The organism is Duganella sp. 1411 (genome assembly GCF_017833525.1).
Classification (GTDB): domain Bacteria; phylum Pseudomonadota; class Gammaproteobacteria; order Burkholderiales; family Burkholderiaceae_D; genus Rugamonas.
Genome location: NZ_JAFICD010000001.1, coordinates 1,047,649 through 1,071,412 on the forward strand (window position 1 = coordinate 1,047,649; position 23,764 = coordinate 1,071,412).

At 67.3% G+C, this 23,764-nt stretch carries 21 protein-coding genes; 12 read left to right on the forward strand and 9 right to left on the reverse strand.

Annotated features, from left to right (window positions below):
• Positions 1-111 precede the first annotated feature (111 nt).
• The 6 genes from nirK to JOD97_RS04115 all read left to right on the forward strand — a co-directional run bounded on the left by nirK (position 112) and on the right by JOD97_RS04115 (position 6,052).
• Positions 112-1,563 carry a copper-containing nitrite reductase gene (gene nirK, locus JOD97_RS04090; RefSeq protein ID WP_209713540.1) on the forward strand — a complete coding sequence of 484 codons (1,452 nt, stop codon included), beginning with the start codon at positions 112-114 and terminating at the stop codon, positions 1,561-1,563.
• A 2-nt stretch (positions 1,564-1,565) separates the two neighbouring features.
• Complete coding sequence (locus tag JOD97_RS04095; RefSeq protein WP_209713542.1) at positions 1,566-2,375, forward strand: formylglycine-generating enzyme family protein; 810 nt, start codon at positions 1,566-1,568, stop codon at positions 2,373-2,375.
• A complete protein-coding gene (locus tag JOD97_RS04100; RefSeq protein WP_209713545.1) occupies positions 2,372-2,986 on the forward strand; it encodes an SCO family protein in 615 nt (204 codons plus the stop codon). Before JOD97_RS04095 ends, JOD97_RS04100 begins: the two co-directional genes overlap by 4 nt.
• Positions 2,987-3,119: 133 nt before the next feature.
• The gene (locus tag JOD97_RS04105) at positions 3,120-5,153 is read left to right on the forward strand and encodes a ribonucleoside triphosphate reductase (RefSeq protein ID WP_209713547.1); all 2,034 of its coding nucleotides are present in this window, start codon (positions 3,120-3,122) and stop codon (positions 5,151-5,153) included.
• A gap of 10 nt (positions 5,154-5,163) precedes the next feature.
• Complete coding sequence (nrdD, locus tag JOD97_RS32970; RefSeq protein WP_209713549.1) at positions 5,164-5,343, forward strand: anaerobic ribonucleoside-triphosphate reductase; 180 nt, start codon at positions 5,164-5,166, stop codon at positions 5,341-5,343.
• Between the two features lies 1 nt (position 5,344).
• Positions 5,345-6,052 (forward strand): anaerobic ribonucleoside-triphosphate reductase activating protein, encoded by a 708-nt coding sequence (locus JOD97_RS04115; protein WP_209713551.1) that lies wholly within the window; start codon positions 5,345-5,347, stop codon positions 6,050-6,052.
• Positions 6,053-6,123: 71 nt separating this feature from the next.
• Here JOD97_RS04115 and JOD97_RS04120 read toward each other — a convergent pair whose 3' ends face one another.
• From JOD97_RS04120 to JOD97_RS04130, 3 genes are read right to left on the reverse strand one after another with little or no spacing between them, the layout of a single operon-like run.
• Positions 6,124-6,615 carry an SCP2 domain-containing protein gene (locus JOD97_RS04120; protein WP_209713553.1) on the reverse strand — a complete coding sequence of 164 codons (492 nt, stop codon included), beginning with the start codon at positions 6,613-6,615 and terminating at the stop codon, positions 6,124-6,126.
• Complete coding sequence (locus JOD97_RS04125) at positions 6,612-7,514, reverse strand: U32 family peptidase (RefSeq protein WP_209713554.1); 903 nt, start codon at positions 7,512-7,514, stop codon at positions 6,612-6,614. Before JOD97_RS04125 ends, JOD97_RS04120 begins: the two co-directional genes overlap by 4 nt.
• A 26-nt stretch (positions 7,515-7,540) precedes the next feature.
• Positions 7,541-8,575 (reverse strand): peptidase U32 family protein, encoded by a 1,035-nt coding sequence (locus tag JOD97_RS04130; RefSeq protein WP_209713556.1) that lies wholly within the window; start codon positions 8,573-8,575, stop codon positions 7,541-7,543.
• 146 nt (positions 8,576-8,721) lie between these two features.
• Between JOD97_RS04130 and JOD97_RS04135 the strand changes: the two genes are divergently transcribed.
• The 4 genes from JOD97_RS04135 to JOD97_RS04150 all read left to right on the forward strand — a co-directional run bounded on the left by JOD97_RS04135 (position 8,722) and on the right by JOD97_RS04150 (position 11,502).
• Positions 8,722-8,973, forward strand: a complete 252-nt coding sequence (locus tag JOD97_RS04135; RefSeq protein ID WP_209713559.1) for a DUF2249 domain-containing protein — start codon at positions 8,722-8,724, stop codon at positions 8,971-8,973.
• Positions 8,970-10,292 (forward strand): permease, encoded by a 1,323-nt coding sequence (locus tag JOD97_RS04140; RefSeq protein ID WP_209713561.1) that lies wholly within the window; start codon positions 8,970-8,972, stop codon positions 10,290-10,292. The genes JOD97_RS04135 and JOD97_RS04140 overlap by 4 nt, the downstream gene beginning before the upstream one ends.
• Positions 10,289-11,236 (forward strand): PaaX family transcriptional regulator C-terminal domain-containing protein, encoded by a 948-nt coding sequence (locus tag JOD97_RS04145; protein ID WP_209713563.1) that lies wholly within the window; start codon positions 10,289-10,291, stop codon positions 11,234-11,236. The genes JOD97_RS04140 and JOD97_RS04145 overlap by 4 nt, the downstream gene beginning before the upstream one ends.
• 74 nt (positions 11,237-11,310) lie before the next feature.
• Positions 11,311-11,502, forward strand: coding sequence for a hypothetical protein (locus JOD97_RS04150; protein ID WP_209713565.1), 192 nt, complete (start codon positions 11,311-11,313; stop codon positions 11,500-11,502).
• A gap of 2 nt (positions 11,503-11,504) precedes the next feature.
• On the opposite strand, the gene JOD97_RS04155 is transcribed toward JOD97_RS04150, so the two are convergent.
• The 6 genes from JOD97_RS04155 to JOD97_RS04180 all read right to left on the reverse strand — a co-directional run bounded on the left by JOD97_RS04155 (position 11,505) and on the right by JOD97_RS04180 (position 19,692).
• Positions 11,505-13,493 (reverse strand): LTA synthase family protein, encoded by a 1,989-nt coding sequence (locus JOD97_RS04155; RefSeq protein WP_209713567.1) that lies wholly within the window; start codon positions 13,491-13,493, stop codon positions 11,505-11,507.
• A gap of 19 nt (positions 13,494-13,512) precedes the next feature.
• Positions 13,513-14,352, reverse strand: coding sequence for a hypothetical protein (locus JOD97_RS04160; RefSeq protein ID WP_209713569.1), 840 nt, complete (start codon positions 14,350-14,352; stop codon positions 13,513-13,515).
• A gap of 24 nt (positions 14,353-14,376) precedes the next feature.
• A complete protein-coding gene (locus JOD97_RS04165; protein ID WP_209713571.1) occupies positions 14,377-15,126 on the reverse strand; it encodes a hypothetical protein in 750 nt (249 codons plus the stop codon).
• On the reverse strand, positions 15,123-16,280 hold the full coding sequence (locus tag JOD97_RS04170) for an exo-alpha-sialidase (protein WP_229264175.1): 1,158 nt from the start codon (positions 16,278-16,280) through the stop codon (positions 15,123-15,125). Before JOD97_RS04170 ends, JOD97_RS04165 begins: the two co-directional genes overlap by 4 nt.
• A gap of 201 nt (positions 16,281-16,481) precedes the next feature.
• A complete protein-coding gene (locus JOD97_RS04175) occupies positions 16,482-17,615 on the reverse strand; it encodes a HupE/UreJ family protein (RefSeq protein ID WP_209713575.1) in 1,134 nt (377 codons plus the stop codon).
• A gap of 4 nt (positions 17,616-17,619) precedes the next feature.
• Positions 17,620-19,692, reverse strand: coding sequence for a DUF3500 domain-containing protein (locus JOD97_RS04180; RefSeq protein ID WP_209713577.1), 2,073 nt, complete (start codon positions 19,690-19,692; stop codon positions 17,620-17,622).
• A gap of 258 nt (positions 19,693-19,950) precedes the next feature.
• Between JOD97_RS04180 and JOD97_RS04185 the strand changes: the two genes are divergently transcribed.
• Together JOD97_RS04185 and JOD97_RS04190 are read left to right on the forward strand one after the other, a co-directional pair.
• Positions 19,951-22,797 carry a type VI secretion system Vgr family protein gene (locus JOD97_RS04185; protein WP_209713579.1) on the forward strand — a complete coding sequence of 949 codons (2,847 nt, stop codon included), beginning with the start codon at positions 19,951-19,953 and terminating at the stop codon, positions 22,795-22,797.
• The gene (locus tag JOD97_RS04190; RefSeq protein ID WP_209713581.1) at positions 22,787-23,755 is read left to right on the forward strand and encodes a hypothetical protein; all 969 of its coding nucleotides are present in this window, start codon (positions 22,787-22,789) and stop codon (positions 23,753-23,755) included. The genes JOD97_RS04185 and JOD97_RS04190 overlap by 11 nt, the downstream gene beginning before the upstream one ends.
• Positions 23,756-23,764: the final 9 nt, after the last annotated feature.

Consider the following 23,764-nt stretch of genomic DNA (forward strand, 5'->3'; position numbering starts at 1 on the left):
CGCTTGCGATTTCCAGAATCCAGATCATGGATTCCCGCGCCCAACGCACTTAGCATGAAGCCGCATCCTGTTCGATGGATGCAGCCAATCAAACGCATAAGGTGAAATAAGATGAAAACCCAATTCAAGCTTGCCGCGGCCTGCCTGGCCACCGCCGGCGCCCTGCTGGCCATGATGCCCGGCACCGCCACGGCCGCCACCGAATCCGCACTGCCAGTGATCACCCAGGAGCTGGTGGCGCCGCCGCTGCTACCGCCGCGTATCACCCGCAAGACCGCCGCCCACGTGGTGGTCAACCTCACGGTGGAGGAAGTCGAGCGCGAGATCGCGCCGGGCACGCGCTACACCTTCTGGACCTTCGGCGGCACCGTGCCGGGCAAAATGATCCGCGTGCGCGAAGGCGACACCGTCGAGCTGCACCTGCAAAACCTGGCCGACAACAAGCTGCCGCACAATATCGACCTGCACGCCGTCACCGGCCCGGGTGGCGGCGCCGGCCAGACCCTGATCGCCCCCGGCAACGAGGCCAGTTTCACCTTCAAGGCGCTGGCGGCGGGCTTGTACGTCTACCACTGCGCCACCGCGCCGGTCGGCATGCACGTGGCTAACGGCATGTACGGCATGATCCTGGTCGAACCGAAGGAAGGCATGGCCCCCGTCGACCGCGAATACTACGTGATGCAGGGCGACTTCTACACCAACGGCATCTACCGCGCGCCCGGCCTGCAGAATTTCGACATGCAGAAGGCGATCGACGAGAAGCCGACCTACATCGTCTTCAACGGCGCCGACGGCGCGCTCACCGGCGCCAACGCGCTCACCGCCAAGACCGACGAAAAGGTGCGGCTGTTCTTCGGCGTCGGCGGACCGAATATCACGTCGAGCTTCCACGTGATCGGCGCCATCTTCGACCGCGTGTACACCGAGGGCGGCAGCCATTTCCAGGAGAACGTGCAGACCACGATGGTGCCGGCCGGCGGCTCGACCATTGTCGAATTCACCCCGCGCGTGCCGGGCAACCTGACCTTGGTCGACCATTCGCTCACGCGCGCCTTCAACAAGGGCGCCATCGGCCTGATGGCGGTCAGCGGACCGGAACGGCCGGCCATCTACGGCAAGGGCATCAAGCAGCCGCTGGCCGCCGCCGGCGCGCCCGTCACCGCGAAAGTGGCCGCCAAGTCTGTGGAGAAGCCCGCCGCCAAACCGGCAGTCGCCGCCGCGACGGACATCGATCACGCGCAACAGACGCGCGGCAAGGCCGTCTTCGACAGCAGCTGTGCGGCCTGCCACCAGTCCGACGGCAAGGGCGTCGCGGGCGTGTTCCCGCCGCTGGCCAACTCGGACTTCTTCCAGCAACGGCCATATGAGATGGCGCACATCGTGCTCAATGGCCGCAGCGGCGAGATGGTCGTCAACGGCGAGCACTATAACGGCGTGATGCCGCCCCAGGACCTGAGCGACGACGACATCGCGGCCGTGATCAACTACGTCAGCGTGGATCTGAACAAGGGCAAGGCGGTGCTCACGCCGGCGCAGGTGCGCGACATGCGCAAGAGCCGCTAGCCATGCGCGCGCGCCTGTCATCGGCGCTGGCCCTGACGGCGCTGATGGCCGTCGCCGGCGGCGCACAGGGCCGGCCGGACGCCGACTACCGCGCCATCGGCGGCGGCGCACTGCGCAGTGTGCTGCCGGCCGACGGTGTGGCGTCCGACGCCACCGTCGCGCCTTATCTGCTGCGCAGCCGCCTGGTCACCAACGGCGAGTTCGCCGCGTTCGTGCGCAGCCATCCGGCATGGCGGCGCGGTGACGCCCCGGCGCTGTTCGCCGCCGCCACCTATTTGTCCGGCTGGGGCGATGCCGCCGACCCGGCGCCGCTGGCCGATGATGCGCCGGTGGTCCACGTTAGCTGGTACGCCGCCCAAGCCTACTGCGCCAGCGAAGGCGCGCGCCTGCCGCGCTGGTACGAATGGGAATTCGCCGCCGCCGCCGACGCCACCCGCGCCGACGCCCGTGACGACGAAGCCTGGCTCGCCGGCATTCTCAACTGGTACGCGGACGCCGGCAAATCGGCGCCGGGCAGCGTCGCCACCGGCGCGCCCAACTACTACGGCATCCACGACCTGCACGGATTGGTGTGGGAGTGGGTCGAAGACTACAGCGGCTTGTTCGTCAACGCCGACAGCCGCGCCAAGGGCGAACAAAAACTGCTCGACTACTGCGGCGGCGCCGCCGTCTCGCTGGCCGACCGCCGCAACTACGCCATCCTCATGCGCCTTGCCCTGCTGTCCGCGATGGGCGGCCAGCAGGACGGCGCCAACCTGGGGTTCCGCTGCGCGCGCGATCCCCTCCCTCCCGATAAAGAAAGCACACCATGAAAACTGCAACAACCCTGCGCCGCCTGGCGCTGGCCGCCGCCCTGCTGGCCGGCCTGGCCGCTCCCGCAGTCGCCCGCATGCCGATCGCGGCCACCGCGCCCGCCCCAGCCGCGCCAGGCGCCTCGCTCTACCAGCTCGACACGGTGCTCACCGACGGCGCCGGCCAGCGCTTCACGCTGCGCGAGATGGCCGGCGCGCCGCTGCTGGTGACGATGTTCTACGGCGACTGCCACGCCGCCTGCCCGATCATCATCGAAACCCTCAAGCGCACCGTCGCCGCGCTGGGCGCCGCCGGCAAGCCGCTGCGGGTGGTCCTCGTCAGCCTGGACCCGTCGCACGACACCCCGGCTTCGCTCGCCATGCTCGCCAGCAAACACGACCTGGACGCGCCACAGTTCCGGCTCTCGGTGGCCGCCGACGAAAGCCAGACCCGCACCATGGCCGCCGCGCTCAACATCAAGTACCGGCGGCTCGACAACGGCGAGATCAACCACACCACGCGGGTTGTTTTAGTCGACGCGACCGGCAACCAGGTGGCCTCCAGCTCGCGGCTGGAAGTGACGCCCGATCCGGTGTTCGTCAAACAGATCGCCGCGCTGCTGAAAAAGTGAAAACGCCGTCTGCATCACGAAAAAACCCGGTCAAATCAAGGAATCGCAAAGTCGCGGCGACATTGATTGACGCCTACCGCATCTAGTATTTACTCTTACCGAACCTACTACATACGGTATTCAAGGAGAAAGCGTGGAAGCGGAATTTTTTGAGACGACAGTCACCAAACGCGATGGCGGCGCGCAGCCGTTCAGGCGCGAGAAGATCGAGGCGGCGCTGCTGCTGGCAGGCCGCGCCAGCGGCGAATTCGACCTGCGCGAGGCGCGCCAACTGGCCGACTGCACGCTGCTGCACCTGGCCTCGACGCGCGCGCCGCAAGCGCTGACGGTCGAACAGATCCAGGACACCGTCGAAAGCGTGCTCTATGACGCCGGCTACCGCCAGACCCTGCGCCGCTACGTGGTCTACCGCGAGCAGCACGCCACGTTGCGCCAGGACCGGCAATCGCTGGTCGACGTCGAATCGTCGATCAACGAATACCTCGACCGCCAGGATTGGCGCGTCAACGCCAACGCCAACCAGGGCTACTCGCTGGGCGGCCTGATATTGAACGTGTCGGGCAAGGTGATCGCCAATTATTGGCTCAATCACGTCTACCCGCCGGAGGTGGGCCAGGCCCACCGCCAGGCCGACCTGCACATCCACGACCTCGACATGCTGGCCGGCTACTGCGCCGGATGGTCGCTGCGCACCCTGCTCAACGAAGGCTTGAACGGCGTTCCGGGCAAGGTGGAATCGAGCCCGCCGCGCCACATGTCCAGCGCCATCGGCCAGATCGTCAACTTCCTCGGCACGCTGCAAAACGAATGGGCCGGCGCCCAGGCCTTCAGCTCCTTCGACACCTACATGGCGCCGTACGTGCGCAAGGATGATCTGAGCTACGCCGACGTCAAGCAGTACATGCAGGAGCTGATCTACAACCTCAACGTGCCGTCGCGCTGGGGCACGCAAACGCCGTTCACCAACCTGACGTTCGACTGGGTCTGTCCCGAAGACCTGCGCGAGCAGATACCGCACATCGCCGGCGAGGAAATGCCGTTCGCGTACGGCGATCTGCAGCGCGAAATGGACATGATCAACCGCGCCTACATCGAGATCATGATGACCGGCGATGCCAAGGGGCGCGCATTCACCTTCCCGATCCCGACCTACAACATCACCGAGGACTTCGCGTGGGACAGCCCCAACGCCGAGCTGCTGTTCGAGATGACGGCGCGCTACGGCCTGCCCTACTTCCAGAACTTCATCAACTCCGAGCTCAAACCAAACATGATACGGTCGATGTGCTGCCGCCTGCAGCTGGACCTGCGCGAGCTGCTCAAACGCGGCAACGGCTTGTTCGGATCGGCCGAGCAAACCGGATCGCTGGGCGTAGTGACGATCAACTGCGCGCGCCTGGGCTATCTGCACCGGGGCGACGAGAAGGCGCTGATGGCGGCGCTGGACCGGCTGCTGGAGCTGGGCCGCGACAGCCTGGAAATCAAGCGCAAGGTGATCCAGCGGCATATGGACAATGGGCTGTTCCCGTACACCAAACGCTATCTGGGCACGCTGCGCAACCACTTCTCGACCTTGGGCGTGAATGGCGTGAACGAGATGATACGCAACTTCGACGCCTCGGGGGAGCACGACATCACCACATCATGGGGCCGTGCCTTCGCACTGCGGCTGCTCGACCACGTGCGCGCGCGCATGATCGAGTTCCAGGAGCAGACCGGCCATATGTACAACCTGGAGGCCACGCCGGCCGAAGGCACGACCTACCGTTTCGCCAAGGAGGACCGCAAGCGTTATCCGCATATCCGCCAGGCGGGCACGGAGCAGATGCCGTACTACACCAACTCGTCGCAGCTGCCGGTGGGGTACACGGACGATCCGTTCGAGGCGCTGGAGCAGCAGGATGAACTACAGCGTAAATACACCGGCGGCACGGTGCTGCATTTGTATATGACCGAGGCGCTGTCGAGCGCGGACGCCTGCCGCACCTTGGTCAAGCGCGCGTTGGGGCGTTTCGGGCTGCCGTATATCACGGTCACGCCGACGTTCTCGATCTGTCCCAAGCATGGTTACCTGAACGGCAGCCACAAGTTTTGTCCGAAGTGCGACGCCGATCTGTTGGCGCGCAAGCAGCACACCAGCAGTTCGTCGCTGTCCCCATCTTTATAAAGGAAATCCCATGATTGATACCAAACTCTCTCCCACCGCCATCGAACTTGACGACGCCGAGCGCCAGCCCTGCGAAATCTGGACCCGCGTGATGGGCTACCACCGCCCCGTCTCGTCGTTCAACACCGGCAAAAAAGGCGAATTCCACGAACGCACCTACTTCCGCGAAACGCCCGCCAAGGCGGCCTAGCATGGACGGCAGACCGCTCAAGGTGGGTGGCTACACGCCCTTCAGCACCACCGACTATCCCGGCCACCTGTCGGCGGTGGTGTTTGTGCAGGGCTGCCCGTGGCGCTGCGGCTACTGCCACAATCCGCACCTTCAGCAGCGCACCCGCGACAGCCCGCTGTCGTGGAGCGCGCTGCTGGCGGGCCTGGAGCGGCGCGTCGGCCTGCTTGACGCGGTGGTGTTCTGCGGCGGTGAAGCCACCATGGATCCTACGCTGGGCGACGCCATCGCGCAGGTGCGCGCGCTGGGCTTCAAGGTCGGATTGGAGACCGCGTGCATCTACCCGGACAGGTTGAAACCCCTGCTGCAGGCGCTCGATTGGGTCGGCTTCGACGTCAAGGCGCCGTTCGCGCGCTATGCCGAGATCACTGGCGTGGCAGGCAGCGGCGAGCCCGCACGAGAGAGCGTCGAGGCGATCCTCGCCAGCGGTGTCGATTACGAATGCCGCACCACGGTGCATCCGGCGCAGCTGCCGGCGGCGACGCTGATCGAGCTGGCGGCGACGCTGGCCGGAATGGGCGTCAACAACTACGCGCTGCAGGAATTCCGCGCCACGGGCTGCGCGGACGAGGCGCTGGTGGCCGCAGCCATCGCCGGCTATCCCGGCGGGGACACGCTGGCCAAGATCGCACCGATGTTCCCGCGCTTCACGATGCGGCGCGGGCACTAAGCTCCCTTCTAAACCACGTAGGGCGGATTAGCGCAGCGTAATCCGCCAATGCATGCTCCGTCGGCGACTCGCTACGTGAATCCGCGCAAATTCACCAGCCGCGACAGCGCCTGCCTCCCCAGCTCCGTCAACGGTACATCGATCGCATCCAGCGTATTCTTGACCAGCAGCCCAAGCTCGGTATCGCCCTCCATCGACAACCGGCGGGAAAAGAACAAGGTATCCGGGTCCTGCTCGCGCCGCGCCAGCGCGACGAAATCGCGCGCGCACGCACCGATCTCCAGATCCGCCTCCGCCCCGCCCCTCAACGCCGCAAAGCCGCCCTCACGCCAAGTGAAATCGAAACCGACGCCGGCGTCGCAGACCCGCACGCGCAGGCGCTTGCCGCGCAAGCTGGCGCGCACGTCGTCCGGCAAATGCGGCCGCAACACCAGGTTGAGCGCGGCCACGCACAGCAACGACCCCGGCCAGGCCGGCAGGCGCCTGCCCAGCGCGCCGACCAGCGGCGGCAGCGGCGAAGGCGCCCGCGCGCCGCCTGCGATGTTGGTGGTGATCGAGTTCATACCGTGGTCTCCGTCAAATGTTCAAGTCCGGGCTTGCCGTACCAGTAGCCGTTGCAGGCCTGCGCCGGCAGCAGCGGCGCCATCATGCGCGCGCTGGCCGCCGCCGGCGCCGCGCCACGCCGCACCGCGTCGAACGCGCCGATGATCTTGCCCATGTGTTGGGACTGCGGACTAAGGCGCACCACGTCGACGCCCATCTCGCGCAGCTGCTCCAGCTCCGCCAGCAGGTTGTACACCAGCGCCGACTGGCTCTGGATGCCGTTAAGGACCAGGAAGTCCTGCTTCTCGCGCGTGCGCATGACCAAGCCGTCGGGATGCTCGATGCAGCTGAAGCGGCAGTCGTCCTTGGGCAGGTTGCGGTTGCGCGCGGTGAAGCAGCGCGCCGAAAACGCCAGCGGCATGCGGCCGTAGGCGAATACCTCGGTCTCGATGCCGGCCGGGCGTTCGCGCTGCATGTGCGCCAATCCGGCGCGTCCCATCTCCAGCGGCATGACCCAGCGCCGCGCGCCCAGTCCGGCCAGCAGCGACAAGGTCGGCGGGTTGTAGATGTTCAGGTGCGTCCCGGCGACGAACGGCGCCTGCCCGGACAGCAGCTGCACCGCGCCCATGTCGCTGGCCTCGACGGTGAAATGGCCATTCGCCGTCAGGCGGCGCAGCGCCGTGACATCGGCGCTCGACTCGATCAGCGCCAAGGTCGACATCACCACCTGCTTGCCCTCGGCCTCAAGCATCGCGCCCAGGGCCAGCCAGTCGGCCGCGCGCAGCTCGTGGCGGCGCGAGCACACCGTCTCGCCCAGGTAGACGATGTCCACCGGCGAGGCCGCGACCTCTTCGTAAAACGCCATCACCTTCTCGCGCGGCCAGTAGTACAGCAGCGGTCCCAGGGCCAGTTTGAGCATAGGTTCTCCGTGTTTCATCATGTTCTTCATTTCCAGGCGCGGTGGTAGGCGCCCAAGGTGTGTTGCTGGCCCTCGGCCAGGGTGTTCAGTTCGGCCATCCAATCCGGTTTGACCGCGTAGCGCGCGGTGTTGTGCAGGCACTGGTCGAGCGCCTCGCGCCACACGCGCGTGACCTGCGCCACGTAGGCCGGGCTGCGCTGGCGGCCTTCGATCTTGACCGCGCGCACGCCCATCGCCAGCAGCTTCGGTAGCAGTTCCAATGTGTTCAGACTAGTCGGCTCCTCGACCGCGTAATAGGTCTCGTCGTTGACTTCGAACCGGCCCTTGCACAGCGTCGGATAGCTGGCGTTTTCCTGCGGGGTGTAGTGGTCGATCATCACACCGTTCAGGCGCGACTCCAGCCCGCGTGGATTCTGCTGCCAGCGCACCGCCTTGGCCGGCGAGCAGACACCGTGCGTGTTGGGTGACTCGCCCGTCACGTACGACGACAACGCGCAGCGGCCCTCGACCATCACGCACAGGCTGCCGAAGCCGAACACCTCGATCTCGACGTCGGTGTTGTCGACCACGTGCTCGACCTGCGCCAGCGACAGCACGCGCGGCAGCACGGCGCGGGCGATGCCGAACTGGCGTTGGTAGAAGTTGATCGCCTCGGCGTTGGTGGCCGAGCCCTGCACCGACAGATGCAGCCGCAGATCGGGATAGTTATCGGCGGCGTAGCGCATCAGACCCGGATCGGCCAGGATCACGGCGTCGATGCCGGCGGCCGCCGCGCGGTCGATGGCGCTGCGCCACAGCGCGCTGGTCTCCGGTTGCGGATAGGTGTTCAGGGCCAGCAGCACCTTGCGGCCGCGCGCGTGCGCGTAGGCGATGCCCTGGGCGATGGCGGCGTCGTCGAAATTGAGGCCGGCGAAGTTGCGCGCGTTGGTGGCGTCGCGAAAGCCGAGGTAGACGCAGTCCGCGCCCAGGTCGACGGCGGCCTTGAGCGCCGGCAGGCTGCCGGCCGGGCACACCAGCTCGATCGGCGGCGCGGCGGAAACGGGGGATTCAGCATGGATCATGGGGTACTTGTGAAGCTAAAAAGTCGTGGCCGGATGGCGGACGAACTGTAGCGCGGCGTCAAGCCCGGAATCCTTGATGTGCATCAAAGAAATTGTGCTTGGGCGAATGGGACAATGCTGTCCAGCACATCAAAGAGGACCACAAGATGCACAACACACACGGCGGCAGCGTACGCCTGCTCGACGTCGGCGGCATGGAGCCGCCGCAACCGATGCAGCACATCCTCGAAGCGCTCGACACGTTGGGGCCGGACGAGCGGCTGCGCGTGCTGATCGACCGCGATCCAATCCCGCTGTACCAGGTGCTGCGACGCTACGGCTTCGCGCACCGCACCACACCGCAGGGGGCGCGCTACGAAGTGCTGATCTGGCAGGTGCCCGACGGCGGTGGCGCGTGAAGCCCGCCGGCGCGCCACGGCGCGCGCTCTCGTTCGATGAGAATCCGGCGCTGTCGCTGCCGCTGCGCTATTTTCTGACCGCGCCGCTGTTCGCCGCGCTGGCGGCCGGCCTGTTGATGTGGCGCGGCGAACCGGCGTTGCTCACGCGCTGGTCGCCGCTGACACTGGCGTTGACGCATTTGATGGTGCTCGGTTGCCTGAGCATGACGATGATCGGCGCGTTGCTGCAGATGCTGCCGGTGGTGGGCGGCATCGCCGTGCCGCATGTGGGCCGGGTCGGCGCCGCTGTGCACCTGGCGTTGAGCGCCGGCGCGCTGCTGCTGGCGTGCGCCTTCTGGTCGGAACAACCGGCGCTGTTCGCGCTGGCGCTGGCGCCGTTGCTGGGAGCCCTGCTGCTGTTCGTGGGCGCCTGCACGGTCGGCATGTGGCGCGAACACGCGCCAGGTTCGGGCGCGGTGGTGGGCGGCATCCGGCTGGCGCTGACGGCGCTGGTGCTGACCGCTACCCTGGGCGGCCTGCTGGCGGGCGCCTTCGCCTGGCCGTCCGGGACGGATCTGCCATTGCAGCGGATGACCGACCTGCACGCGATGTGGGGCTTGCTGGGCTGGGTCGGCCTGCTGGTGATCGCGGTGGCGTTCCAGGTGGTGCCGATGTTCATGCTGACCGAGCCCTACCCCGCGTTCCTGACCGGCGGCTACACCACCGTCCTGTTCCTGCTGCTGGCGGCGGCGTCGCTGTCGAGCGGGCTGCCGGGCGCCGGGCTGCGGTTCCATCAGGTTTGCCTGGCCTTGCTGGCGGCCGGCTACGCGCTGTTCGCCGGCGTCACGCTATATCTGCTGGCGCGCCGCAAGCGGCCCAGGGCCGATCCCACTACGCTGTACTGGCGCGTGGCGATGGCCAGCCTGATGGCGGCGCTGGCGCTTTGGTTGTGGCCCCGGGGCGAGGTATCGAACGCCACGCCGCTGGCACTGGGCGTGCTGCTGATCGCCGGCTTCGCGCTGTCGGCCATCAACGGCATGCTGTACAAGATCGTCCCCTTCCTGGCCTGGTACCACCTGCAGGACGCGATGGCCGGCGGGCGCCGGCCGCCGGCCGCGAACCTGATCATTCCGGAGCGGCGCGCCAACTGGCAGCTGGCCGCGCACGTGGCCGCGCTGCTGCTGTTGCTGGCCGCCTGCTACCAGCCGGCGCTGACACGGCCGGCGGCGGCGCTGATGTGCCTCGCCTGCCTGGCGCTTTGGCTCAACCTGTGCACGGCGGCGCGGCTGTACTGGCAGCTGCGCGCGCCGCCGGCCACCATCACCTCGCAACCATCATGAACGTCACCACATTAAACACCACCACCGAACAATACCTCGACGCCTGCCTGAGACAGATCCGCCCGCGCCTGAGCGGCATGCTGAAGCTGATGTTCGGCGAGGCGCACACCTTCGGCGTGCCGGCGCAATGGGTCGGCAGCGCCATCGCCCTGATGGAGCCGCTGAACATGCAGGAACGGGCGACGCGCACCGCCCTGTTCCGGCTCAACGAACAGCGGCAATTGCTGGTCGAGCGGCACGGCCGCCGCAGCCTGTGCAGGCTGGCGCCGGCGGTGGACGCCGCGCTGACGGACACGCGCCGGCGCCTCGACACGCCGCCGGCGCGCAGCTTCGGCGAGGATTGGACCTTGCTGGTCAACAGCGGCGGCCTCGCGGCCGCGCGCTACGCCGCCGTGCGCAAGCAGCTGCAAGCGCTGGACTACTGCCTGCTCGCGCCCAACGTGCTGGCGCGCCCGCTCGCCAGCGCGGGCCAGCGGCGGCCGGGCATGCCCGCGGCCGAGGATCACGGGTTGGCGTTGTTCGAGGTGAGTGGCGCGCAACTGGCGGCGGCGGTGCGCCAGCCGCTGTTCGGCAAGGCCGACTGGGACCTGGACGGCGCGGCCGCGCTGTACCGGCAATTCGAACAGCGCTTCGCGCCGTTGCGGCGGATGCTCGGCCGGCCCGGCGCCGTCAGCGACGAGCAAGCGTACGTGATCCGGCTACTGGTCAGCCACGGCTATCTGCACTGCCGCCGCAGCGATCCGCTGCTGCCGCGCGAACTGCTGCCGGAGGACTGGCCCGCGATGACCGCCTACCAAACCTACCTGGCGCTATACGGCGGCTGCGCCAGCCAAGCGCGCCGCCACATCCTGAAAGTGATGGCATCGACGGCGCCAGAGACAAAGGAGGGGCCCGCACACGCCGAACAGCAAATAAGACACGTAGGGCGGATTAGCGCAGCGTAATCCGCCATCGACGAGCCGTTGTGGGCGCACGCATGGCCCACAACGGCAACCCACCCCAAGAAAGAGCACCAACCATGGAACAACTGGCAGAAGACATCTACACCGGTCCCACCCTGAGCATCACGGTAGGCCGGGACGGCAACCGCGTCCACCGTCTGATCGACGACACCAACTATCCGCAGCGCGCCACGGCGGTGGTGGTGCGCCGCGATCCGATGGTCGCGGCGCTGTTCGGCGCGGTCGCCAAGACCACGCCGCCGCGCTGACCTTACTTCGTCAATTTATAGCGCTGTTCCCGATACAGGATCGACGGCAGCACCACATGCGACATCGCCTTGTCCACCAGTTGCGGGTCTGGCGGCGTCGAACTGGTGGTCAGCGTCTTGGTGGCCGGGTCGTACTGCCCCAGCAACGGCGACTGGCCCGGCCGCAGGATGGTGGCCGACGAGCCCTCCAGCCAGGCGAAGTAGTTATCGAACTGGATCAGCGCCCGGCCCGGCGTCTCGCTATCCCTGGCCAGATCGCGGCCGATCATCGGGTGCTCGCTCGACACGCCCATCAACGACAGCATCGTCGGCGCCAGATCGATCTGGCTGGCGATGGTCTTGATCACCTTGGGCTGGATATCGGCGCCCATGATCAATCCGGGGATGTGGAATTTATTGATCGGCACCAGGCTGTCGCCGTAGACCCGGTTGTCATGGTCGGCGACGATCAGGAACACGGTGTCCTTCCAATACGCCTCCTTCTTGGCCTGGGCGATGAAGCGGCCCAACGCGTAATCGGCGTACTTGACGGCGTTGTTGACCGTTTGCTTTTCCGCGTCGTGCAGCTTGATGCGCCCGTCCGGAAACTGGAACGGCTCGTGGTTGGACGACGAGAAGATCAAGCTGAAGAACGGCTTGTTGGCCGCGTGCAGAAGCTTGAGCCGCTCCAGCGATTTGTCGAACAAGTCCTCGTCGGAGGCGCCCCAGCTGCCTTCGAACACCGGGTTCATGTCGCGGCGGTCGACCACTTTCTGGAAGCCGTTACCGGTGAAGAAGCCGCGCATATTGTCGAAGTGCGCCTCGCCGCCGTAGACGAATTCCGTGTGGTAGCCCTGCTGGCCCAGGCCCAGCGCCAGCGTGTAGAAGTTCTGCTGGGCCAGCGACAGCTTGACGACGCTGCGCGCCGGCGTCGGGCCGTAGCCGGCGACGACCGCCTCGATGCCGCGCACCGAACGGGTGCCGGTGGCGTACAGCTGCTCGAACCACCAGCCCTCCTTCTTCAGCTTTTCCAGCTCGGGGGTGACCGGCAGGCCGCCGAGCGACTCGACGAAGGTCGCACCCAGGCTCTCCTCCAGCACGATGACCAGGTTGAGCGGACGCTCGCGCTGGCTGGTGGCGACCTGCTTGTGCAAGGTCGGCAGCTCGGCGTTCGTGAACTGCAAATCCTTCAGCCACGGCGCGCTCTTGACGGTCTGGAAGACTTTCTCGCGCGGGTACTTGCCGTAGATCTCGGACGAATTGGCTTCCTTGCTCATCGAGTTGAGCGCGTCGAACACCGACCACGGCGAATTGATGATCAGCGAGTTGACCAGCGAATCGCCGCTCAGCGCGAACAGCGCCGGATTGGCCGGCCGGTGCGCGGTGGTCGAGCGGATCTGGATGAACACCAGCACCACCAGCACCGGCCACACCAGCAGCAACTTCAGCGGGCGCCACACGACCGCGTTGGACGACGCGGCCTTGAGCAGGCGGTAAATCCCCACGCCCAGCAAAATCGTGAACACGACGCCCAGCACCAGCGCGATGCGGAAGCCGTTCCACAAGGTGGCCATGACCTCCTTCGGATACGACAGGTATTCGATGAACAGCCGGTTCGGGCGCACGTCGAACTGCATGATGAACTGCGGCGTGGACACTTCCATGAAGACGATGAAGATCAGCGCGAACGTGGCCCAGCCAACCGTCAACAGCCGCCACAGGCCCTGCGTGCGCCGATGCGCCAGCAACGGCGCCAGCGCCAACGGGATGATGATGAAGTAGCCGAGCAAAATCAGGTCGGCGCGCACGCCCTGCACGAACACCTGCGGCACGATGCCGGTGGCGGCCACCCGTCCCCACTGCCAGGCCACCAGGCCGGCGCGCGACAGCGAGAAGATGACCAGGCCAAGCAACAGCAATTGCAGCAGGCTGGAAAACGGGCCGGCCCAGACGGTCAGCTTTTCGAGCCTGGCCGCGCAGCGGTTCAACAGGCTATTGGAACGTTGTGTCATGGAGTTTCTGTCGCGCGGATTAATCGGTGTTCGGGGCGGTGATCGGGTGCGACGCCAGGTACTGCGGCGCGCCGGCGCCGGCGCTGAGCAGCCAGCCGGTCATCAGCAGGAACGCCATCAGCATGACGAACAAGGTCGACACGCGGCGGGCGTCGGCCGGCTGCTGGAACACCGCCGGCTTACCATACCCAACGCCCATGAAGTAGGCGCCGAAGACGGTGGTCATGTAGTGCACCGCGCCGAACATCTCGCCCAGCTCGCCCTTGCGCGGATGGTCGACCGCCAGGTGCGACACGGCCACCAGCGCGATGTAGATCACCGACGCCGACAGCGGCGGCAGGTACAGGCCGAAGCTCTCGACAAAGCGCTGCACGCCGGGACGCGTGCGCGCCACCAGCGGCAGGATGATGTTGTGCGTCAAGCCGACGATGGCGATCACCTTCAGCAAGATCGTCTTGTGCAGGCTGGCGTTGCCGAGCGCGAGGTTGTGCAGATTGGTCTCGGACTGGCGGTTATGGGTCAGGAAGTACTCGGGCGAGGCGATGTGCAGGATGCGCTGGAACCAGCTGATCTCCTCCAGCGCGGCCAGCGCCACCAGCGCCGACAGGCCGACAAAGGCCAGCAGCTGCAGGTTGACCTTGGGCGTGCGCTGCCATTGCTCGACGGCCAGGAAGGCCAGCAGGCCGGAAGTGGCGGCGAAGCACAGGAACTGCATCCATTCGACGATGCCGTCCTCCACCAGCAGGCGCCACAGCTGCGCCTGGTCGCCCTTCCACAGGATCGCCAGCGCCATCACGAAGACGTTGATAATGACCCCGACCGCGATCACCGGATGAACGTACCACTTGTTCTTGACCATGCATTACTCCATTGCTGATTAAATTTATTCGTTACCGGACGCGTGCGCGAACTCCGGCTCTTCCATGCCCGGGTCGTCGGACGCCGTCTGCAGCGCCAGCTGGACGGCGCCGCGCGCGGCGCGCTGGCGGCGCAAGGCGACCACCGCCGAGCCCAGCGCCCACGACCACAGCAGCGGATCGAGCAACGCGTCCCACAGGTTGCCCGAGGGCAGGCGCAGCAGCGAAAACAGCAGCACGGCGGCCAGCAGCGCGGCGGCCACGCCGGTGGCCACGCCGCGCGCGATGGCCACCGCGCAGGCGATGGCGGCGGCGCAGGCCAGCAACGGCGCGGCGGCCGGGCCGAAGCCGCCCGCGTACAGGCCCAGCGCCAACACGCCGAACGCCTCGAGATACAACAGCAGGCCGGCCGCGGCCAGCGGCAGCGCGAGCCCGGCCGGCATGACGAAGTCGGCCGGCCGGCCCCGCCAGCGCGCGGCCAGCGACACCAGCGCGCAGCCGGTCATCAGCCCGCTCGGATACTGGCACACCAGCGCGATCCAGTAGGCCGGCGACGCCGCGCCGGGCAAGGCCATCAGCAACACCGACGCGCCCACCACCACCGCCGTCGAGCGCCGCGCGCCGTCGGCCGCCGGGCTTGGGGTCAACCGGCAGACAAACGACGAAAACAGCGCCGGCGCCAACGCCGGCAGCAGCGCCAGCAGCATCGCGGCGACGACCAGCGCCCAGGCCAGGCGGCCATAAACGATCTGCAGGGCGAGATCAGGCAAACTCATAACAAGTCCTTCCCGGTGTGGATTTTGAGGCGGTGGTGCGCGATCGCGCGCCGCTGGTAGGTATAGGTGATGTGCAATTCGTCGCCCTCCTGGTACATCGCGGGGTACGAGAACTCGTCGCCGGGCTGGCCGCTGACGATGTCGGTCAGCGGCCGCCAGGTGTGGGCATCGCTGGAGATCGACAGCGACAGCGTGCTGCGCTCGGCGCGCCCGGCGGCCCCTTCGTTGCGCAGCATCAGGAAGCTGCCGCTGCTCAGGCGCAGCACCGCCAGCGCGGTGCCATGGTTCGACATCGGCGTCGCCTCCATGTCTTCCCAGCTGGCGCCGCCGTCGCGGGTGTAGGCCTGCTGCACGCGCCGCTCCTGGCCGGCGTCGCGCATCCACGCCCGCACCTCGGTGGCCGACACCGGCACCAGGGTCGGCTGCAGCGAACGCCAGCGGGTGCCGATGCGCGTCAGACGCTGCGGCTCGCCGTGGGCGTCGAACGACATCATCATCGGGTATTTGTTGCCGATTTCAAAATACGCCGGCAGCCACCAGCCGCCGTCGGCCACCCCGATCGGCGCCGAGCGCACCAAGGTGCTGGTATTGAAGACGGGGGACATCGGCAGCACGCGGCGCACGGCGAACGTGGCGCCCTGGTCGTGCGACTCCATCTGCACCACGCGCGAGGCGGCCCAGCCGCCCAGCCCGGTCGCCACCACGTACAGGTGGACGGTGCCGTCGGCGGCGGTCCACGCCACCGGATTGCCGATCCGCCGCACGCCGTAGCCCAGCGCCCGGCCCAGCGACTCGCGGCTGGCCACTTCCCAGTTATCGCTCCATTTACCGTTCGACCAGCGTGACGCGTAGACCTTCACATCCGGGCCGCTTTCACGGCTGCCGGCCCACCAGAACGAAATCACATCGGTGCCGGGCAGATCGGCCAGCGCGCTGGCGTGCGCCGACGGCACGCCCTTGGGCATCGGGATCATGGCGCGGGACAGTTCGGTCAGCGTGACGTCGGCCGGCGCGGCGGTGGTGATGGCGGCCGGCATGCCGCCGGGCGGCGCGGCGCGCGACCAGCGCCAGGCTTCGGCGCCGGCGGTGCCGGCCACGGCCAGGATGCAGGCCGCCACGGCCAGACGACCGGCCCGCTGTAAAGGTGGGCGCAAAGCTCCCATTCCGTCTCCAAGAGATCGGGACACGAAGGAAGCACTTGCAATGATCCTCTTGCCCAAGAATTAACATACACCCGCACAAGCCTCGCGGCAGGCGGCAATCGCTATCACATTTCGTCGCGGATTGTCTTGACGAATCCGGTATCGTACATGAAAAACTGAAAGAAATGTTAAAGCCAGGCACGCCAAACGGACCTAGGCCCGCTGCGCCATCCACACCACCGCCATCACGCCGGCCAGCACGGCGCCGATTTTGCGCGCCACGCGATACGAAGGGTTGCCGGCCGTCAATACGAGCAATGGCGCGACAATGGCGACGAGTAGCGCCTGGATCGCCTCGATGCCCAGGTTGAACGCGAGCACCCCGGCGGCCAGGCGCGCGCCGTCGAGCCGCAGGTCGGCGATCGCCGAGGCGAACGCCAGCCCGTGCACCAGACCGAAACCGGCGGCGACCCAGCCCTCGCGGCCCGGGAACAGCGGCCGCCAGGCGTGCAGCGCGGACACCAGAATCGAGGCGGCGATGGCGAATTCCACCGGCCGCGCCGGCACCCGCACCGCCCCCAGCGCGCCCAGCGCCAGGGTCAGCGAGTGTCCCAGCGTGAAGGCGCTGACCACCTTGAGCAGATAGACAGCAAGGTGGCGGCGCCCACCGAAGCGGCCCCAGCGGCCGTCTCCGGCCAGCAGCGCCGCCGGCAGCAGCAAGGTCAGCAGGAACAGCAAATGGTCGGCACCCTCGGCGATGTGCGTCATGCCGAGCAGGAACAGATCGGCGCAGCCGGCCCACCAGCGCGGGTCCGCGCCGCGCACCTCCAGGCTGCGCTGGCCGAAGTGCAAGGTACCCAGCACCCGCGCCGGCGCATCCGGCGCGGCGCGCAAGGCCACCACGGTCAGGTGGCTGTTGACGTGGTGGGCGATGGCGTCGTCGCCGAAGGTGAAACGGTCCAGCGGCGCGCCGGCCGGCGGACGCAGCGTCATGCTGGCGACCAGGTCGGCCGGCCCGGCGTCGAGCAGCCAGCGCAGGCCGTCGACCTTGACCACCCAGGCGCGACCGTCCGGGGACACCGGGCGGATGTGCGCCGCCAGGTAGGCTGCCACGTCGGCGTCGCTCGGCAACCCCGGGCGGCCGGCGGCGCCCGCGGCCGGCGGGTCCACCAGCGGCCGCGCGAACGCCAGCTCGAGCTCGGCGAGCGGCAAGGTCAGTTCGGCGTGGACGCTGCCGGCGCGGCCCTCCAGCAGCACTTCCGACTGCGGCGACGGATGGGCGCCGGCGGCCGCCATGGCCAGCGCCAGCGCCATTCCGGCGGCGGCGATACGGTCGGGGATGCGCATCGCGTCAGAAGCTCCCGCCGTAGTCGGCGGTCTTGTCGCGCCAGATGCTGTGGTAGTGGACATTGCTGGCGTAGAGCACGCCCTGCTGGACCACGAATTCGATCCACACGCGCGGACCGTCGATGCGGATATAGGAACGCTGCGCCTCCAGCGGCGACGACAGCGAGTTCGGGAAGGCGCTGAAATCGGCCTTGACGCCGTTCTGGCCGACGCCGTAGCCGACATAGGTGGCGGCCAGCGCGGCGTCGGACAGGTAGTCGCCCAGCAAGGCGGCGGCGATGTCGCCGGCCTGGGTGTTGACCCAGGCCTCGATCGCCGCGCGCACATAGGCTTGCTGGGTGGCGTTCATGGCCGAGTATTGCAGCCCGCGTCCACTGGTCGGATAGGCCAGCGACTTGAAATTGCCGTCGCTGTTGCCGGAGGCGCCCATCAGCACATCGGTGAATGTGCCGGGCAGCTTGGCCGCGGCCGACGTGGCGGCGTCGGCGTAGATCGATTCGGCCAGGTTGTAGACGGCGGCGCGCTGCTTTTCCATCGGCGCGTGCGCCCGGCCGGCGGCGTCGGCGTTGCCGGTGACGGCGACGCCGCCGTCGGCCGCGACGCTCCAGTTCGGCGGCTCGACGCCGACGAAGGTCGGGGTCGCGCTGACCTTGCCGGTGTTGTAGGTGATGTTATAGGCCAGATGGTGGCCGGCCACCTGCAGTATCCACGGCGACGTCAGCGACGGCGCGCCGACGAAGGCGATCGAATACAGGTCGGATCCGTAGCCGAGCCCGGCGCCGCCGGTGCCGCCGCCCGGCGCTGTGCCGCCTGGCGCGGTGCCGGCGGGCGGCGCCGTGCCGCCGGCGTCGGTGGGCGGCGTGGCGCCGGCGTCGGCGGGCATCGTGCCCGGCATGCCGCCGCCCGTCCCCTGCGCGTTCGCCAACACCTGGTCGGCCGCGCGCAATTCGGTCAGCAAGGTGATGCCGGTCGCGCTGAGCGCGCGGGCGATGACGATGTTGGCCGCCGCCAGTTGCGCGGCCGTCAAAGTGGTCGTATTGAGGCGCAAGCCATGGCGGTCGCCGGGCAGGTTGGTCCACTGGATGGAATTGGCCAGTGCGTAGTCGAACATGACGGTCGACGACGACGTGGCGGAGCTGGCGGTGGCCTTCTGCTCGGCCGACAAGGTGGCCAGGAAAGCATTGGCGGCGTTCACCACGGACGCGGTGTTGGCGCCGGCGTTGACGACGTTCACCTTCAAGGCGACCGCCGCGCTGGTGGCGCTGCCGGCGGTATTGGTGACCACGACCTTGTAGTTGCCGGCGCTGTTGGCGTTGGCGGTGCCGATCCGGTAGATGCGTTCGGTGGCGCCGGCGAGCGGCGCGTCGTTGCGGTACCACTGGTAGGACAGGCTGGCGCCGTTGGCGGCGGTCCACAATAGCGCGCCGCCGCCGGCGTTGACCGTTTGCGCCACCGGCTGCACGTTGATGACCGGCGCCGTCACCGACGCCGACACGCTGATCGCGGTGGCCGCGCTGGTGACCGAGCCGGCCGTGTTGGTGACGGTCACGGTGTAGCTGCCGGCCGCCGAGGCCGCGTAACTGGCGTGCGTGGCGCCATCGATCGCCACGCCGTCCTTGTACCACTGATAGGCCAGCTCGGCGCCATCGGCCGTCACCGACAGCGTCTGGCTGGTGCCGCTCAGGATCGTCGCCGGCAGCGGCTGCGCGTTGATGACCGGCGCCGTGCTCAGCGTGACGACGGCGTTGGCGCTGGTGACAGCGCCCTCGGCGGTCGTCACCACCACGTAATAGGTGCCGGCGGCCGTCGCGGCATAGGTGGCGGCGCTGGCACCATCGATGGCGGCGCCGTCCACATACCATTGATAGCCCGGATTGGCGCCGCTGGCCACCACGGACAGCACGGTGTTGGAACCGGCGATGATCGACGCCGCCGCCGGCTGCGTGACAATGGCGGTGCCGTTGGCGCTTGCGGCCGCTCCAGCCGATACCGGGTCTGAACCGCCGTTGCCGCACCCCGATAGCAACAGCGACAAAGATGTGGCATAGACGGCAACCGTCCGGGTGGAAATGGTCATGATTCGCTTTCTCATAGGTAATAGAAAGCGGACTTTATCGAAAGTACTACCTGAAAAGGGGCCGCCTGGCCCCACTTTTCCCGGTTTTACACGATTTAACAGAAGGCCATGCTGGCGGCGCGGGCGGCGTGGCGGGACCTGCTTCAAACGAATCGCGCTTGTCAAATAGTAATTTCTAGGGTGTAATCTTGCCTGGATTGTATTTAGTAGACGTCAGGCGGTGTTGGCGTCGCGTATCGGCATCGGAGTGGACGCAACATGGCAGAACCAGTAGCAACAAAGAATAGCTCGTCGGACCCGCTCGCCCTGCTCTCCGGATTCTCGCAAAGCACCCGCATCCTCCAACTGACCACCCCCTTGGGCGCCGACGTGCTGCTGGCCGAATGCGTGCGCGGCGAGGAAGGCATCGGCACCGGCTTCCGCTTCAAGATCGCCGCGTTGTCGACCGAGGCCGCCATTTCCCTCAAATCGCTGATCGGCCAGCCGGTGCTGCTCGAGCTGATGACCGCCGCCAGCCGCGATCAGTTGCGCCCGTTCCACGGCCACGTCACCGCCATCGACATGGCCGGCGCCAACGGCGGTTTCGCCCGCTACAACCTCACCGTCGAACCCTGGACCGCCTTCCTCGCGCGCGGGCGAGACAGCCGCATCTTCCAGGACATGACGGTGTTCGACATCCTCGACACCATCTTCAACGCCTACCAGGGCCAAGGCAAGCTGGCGCCGGCGTGGCGCTTCGACATCGTCGACCGCGCCGTCTATCCCAAGCGCAGCATCACCACCCAGTACCAGGAAAGCGACCTCGCCTTCGCCGAACGCCTGATGCACGAGGAAGGCCTGTTCCATTACTTCGAGCACAGCGGCGACGCCGCCAGCCCCGGCCTGGGCAGCCACACGATGGTCATCGCCGACCACAACGGCAGCTTCAAGCCCAACGCGCAGGCCAGCGTCGCCTTCAGCCAGCCCGGCGCGACGATGCGGGAAGACACGCTGGACCGCTGGCGCACCGAGCTGCGCCTGCAAACCAACGCCATCGAGCTGAGCAGCTGGGACTACCGCTCGCTCGACACCCGGGACGTCGGCGCCGCCAGCGCGGACGGCGGCGACGGCGCGCCGCTGGTCAGCCGCGACGCCCCCGGCGCCTACGCGTACCAGTCGCGCGAACAGGGCCAGCGCATCGCCGACAACCAGTTGCAGGCGTTCGAGGCCAGCAAGGAAATCCACGTCGGCGCCGGCACCGTGCGCACGCTCGCGCCCGGCACCACCTTTGCATTGACCGGGCAGGCCCAGTTCGACCTGGCCGGCAGCGACGACGAGCGCAGCTTTTTGGTCGTGCGCGTGGTGCACCTGATGCACAACAACCTCGGCGCCGACCTGAAGTCGAGCCTGATGCAGCGGCTCGGCCAAGGCCTGCTCGACGCCTTGATCGGCGAAGAGGAAAAAACCAGCCTGCATGCGGTGGGCAAGGCCATCGCCGAGCGGCCCTTGTACCGCAACCGCATCGACGCCATCCGCAGCAACATTCCCTACCGCTCCAGCGGCACCGACGCCCACGGCCAATTGCTCCATCCGCGCCCGACCATCCACGGCCAGCAGACCGCCATCGTGGTCGGCCCGCCGGGTGCGCCGATCCACACCGACCGCGACCACCGGGTAAAGGTGCAGTTCCACTGGCAGCGCGGCGCGCAAAGCCACAGCCGCCTGCAGCATCCGATGCCCGACGGCCACACCGGCGCGCCCGGCGACGACCAGGCCGGCACGTGGGTGCGGGTGGCCACGCCGATGGCGCCGGTGGCCGGCGCCAACTGGGGCAGCAGCGCCCTGCCCCGCATCGGGCAGGAAGTACTGATCGATTTCCTGGAAGGGAACATCGACCGGCCGGTGGTGATCGGCACCGTCTACAACGGCCGCGGCCAGGCCGACGCGCAGCACAACCAGGTGGCCGGCGGCGCCGGCGTGGCGACCGGCAACGCGCCGGCCTGGTTCCCCGGCGAGGCCGGCGGCCACGCCCATCCGGCGGCGCTGTCGGGCATCAAGACGCAGGCGCTGCAATCGAGCCAGGGCGGCAGCGGCGCGTACAACCAGCTGGTGTTCGACGACACGCCCGGCCAGTCGCGCCTGGGCTTGCAGCGCCACGCCACCGCGCACCAGGGCACGGCCGAGCTGAACCTGGGCCATCTGCTGCACCAGAGCGACAATCAGCGGCTGAAGCCGGCCGGCTTCGGCGCCGAGCTCAAGACCGAACACAGCGTCGCGGTGCGCGCCGGCAAGGGGCTGCTGCTGTCGACCGACGCGCGCGGCAGCGCCACCGGCAGCCAAATGGATTCGAAAGAGGCCATCACGCAGATCGAGGAAAGCGTGCAGTTGCAGACCGATCTGGCCGAGATGGCGCAGAAGCACAATGCAAAGCTCAAGGACGAAGCGGCACCGGCGGAACTGCTGGCTATCAAGCAGGTGAAGCATGTGGGCAAAGTATTGAGCGGAACCGACGGCGGATCGTCCTCCGAATCTTCGGGCGAATCCGAATCGCCAAAAGCCACCGCGTACACTGAAGCTCACGCGCAACTATCGAGCCCAACCGGCATCGCTGCGGCGACACCGGCCAACGCCCTCCTGGCCTCCGGTAAAACCGGCAATCTGAGCGCTGGCCATGACATCAATTTTGCTGCTCAGGGCAATACCTTCCATGCCGTGAAAGCTGGCATTGGGCTGTTCACCTATGGCAAGGCGACCAACCCTGAAAAGCCGAACAAGGAGATAGGCATTCGCCTGCACGCCGCCAGCGGCAAGGTAAGCACTCAAAGCCAGTCGGACGAGACGAAATTAACTGCCGACAAAGCAATTACAGTTACTAGCGTGACGAAAAGCGTAACGGCCAGCGCCAAACAGTACCTGGCGTTAACCTCCCAAGGTGCGAGCCTGAAGATGGAGGGTGGCAACATCATGCTACACGGCCCGGGCACGATCACCTTCAAGGCCAGCGCTAAGGAGCTGACCGGGCCATCAAGCTCTTCGAGCGAGCTGAAGTTGCCGGCGGTCGGCAAGCTGGCGGAATGCCCATCGGCACAATCGGACGCGGCCACCGGGGGCGCCAGTGCAATCTAAGCTGGCTCAGTTACGTGCCAGCATCGATCCTGTAACGCCTCTGTTCGCGCTGGTCGATCCGATGGTTGGGGAGCCACTGCCCGGCATCGGCGCGACCGCTGTCGGTTCGGACGGGACAGATCAGCGCGCGCAGGGTTGGGGCCGCGACGTCGTCTCGGTCCCGCTGCCAAAAAGCATCGCCCTGCCCGCCCATCAACATCCTTACCTGATCCAGCTGCACGGCCCGGACGACCCCTTGCTGGAGGTGACATTCGCCATCGCCGACGAAGAGCGGCTCACGGCGCAGTGCGGGGGACTCGATGGAACAGGCCGCTCCGCCCATCGTATCGGTGGTTGGTTGCAAAGCAGCATGCGCTGGCCGGAACTCGGCATGCTGATCGCGGAAATGTGCCGCGTGAACACCGAGGCGGTCACCAAGGCGACCTATTTGCGGCTTGCGGATCGTCGGGTGCTTGATCTTTTATGCCACGTCGCGGGCCAAAGCCGTGTCGCCGCTCAATTCGGGCGACTTCAGAGTTGGACCTATCTGAGCGCCAATGGCGAGCTGTCCCGCCTGCAATCGCAGCGCGAGCACAGCGAACGGCTGCGCCTGGACGAAACCGAATGGCAGCGCATGCAGCGCGGCGAAATGCTGCATCGGGCAATTGCTCATTACCTCGGCGAGGCGACTTTTACCGAAACGATGATCGAACCGCCGACGTACGCCTCCGCCGAACCCGCGCTGCTCCTCGCCGCAGACGCGGCACTCCGATGGCCGCACCGTTTCAAGAGCGACGTTGACCACGCGGTGTGTGCCGCGCTCGCGATGTGGCGGCCATCAATGGCAGACGTGTCCACGATCCGCGTCTTGCTAGACGATTTAGGGTCGGAAAGCGAGCCCGCTGAGCCGCTCAGCATTGTGCACCGCGACCTCATCACACTGATACAGCAGGCGGAAAAAACCGCCCGATTTGATTGACCAAAGGAT